Genomic DNA, 1023 nt, shown 5'->3' on the forward strand with positions numbered 1-1023 from the left:
GGCCGCCACCGGCAGCGTGCAGGCGCGGCCACTGCGCGCGCATCAGCAGCGCGGCAGCCAGGTTTTCCTTCAACGGCGCGTCATGCGCCGCACCGCGCCAGCCGCGGCGATGCAGCGGGCCGCCGCCGAGGTCGATCGACAGCGAGGCGCGGCCCTTGCGCAGCGACAGGTTGACGCGCACGTCCGGCAGGTCGGTGTTGACCGAAGGGCGCTCCAGCCCTTCGTCACGCATGCGGTCGACGATGGCGTCCTTGATCCGCTGCGCGGCGAAACGGGCATGGGTGATCTTGTCGCCGGACACATGCGCGTCCACCGCCAGGGTCATCTCCGGCTTGATGTGTTCGTGCCACGGCAGCGCACGCACGCCGTCGTACAGCGCCTGCTCGTCCGGGCATTCGAATTCGTCGATCGGCCACAGCACGCGGCTGGCCAGCCGCGACCACATCACGATCCGCAGCGCCTGCTCCAGTTCGCCATCGGCGTTGACGCCGGCGATGGTGGCAGTGGCCTTTTCCAGGCCCAGGGCCGACAGCTCATCGGCAAGCAGGTATTCCRGGCCCTTGGCGCAGGAGACAAAAAATTTCACGGGATCGGTTCGCAGGTGGTCAGGCACGGCAGGGGGCCGGGCCATTCGGAAGGGAGGGCCGTGGACACGGCCGGCAGGCCCGCGCCGGGGGCGGCGGGGCTGCCATTGTAGTCAATGCGGGCGGGCGCGCCGTGCGCCCGGGCTTCACAGCTGCCGCAGCAGGCGCTCGAAGGCCTGCGCAGAGGCTTCCACGTGGTGCTCCAGGCGATGGCCATCGTCCACCAGCAGCAGCTGCGCCGAGCGCGCCTGCGCCCAGGCGATGACTCCGGCGGCCGGCACCACCTCGTCATGCCAGGCCTGCACCACCGTGGTCGGCACCGGCGCGGCATCCAGCGCCGGCATCGGGCCCATGGTGGTGGGCGGCACCATCAGGAACAGGCCGGYCACCGGCACCTGCAGCGAGGCGATGGCGGAGATGTAGGCGCCCAGGCTGGAGC

General features: G+C 71.1%; 2 protein-coding genes. Both read right to left on the reverse strand.

What is annotated here, in order from left to right:
- A partial coding sequence (locus tag AC1VAN_RS22830) for a THUMP domain-containing protein (protein WP_480986866.1) occupies positions 1–586 on the reverse strand: 586 nt, incomplete at its 3' end.
- Between the two features lie 144 nt (positions 587–730).
- Positions 731–1023: alpha/beta hydrolase (locus AC1VAN_RS22835; protein WP_480986867.1), on the reverse strand; the 293-nt coding region annotated here is incomplete at its 5' end.

It is taken from the genome of Stenotrophomonas sp. 05L44_2, assembly GCF_056665995.1.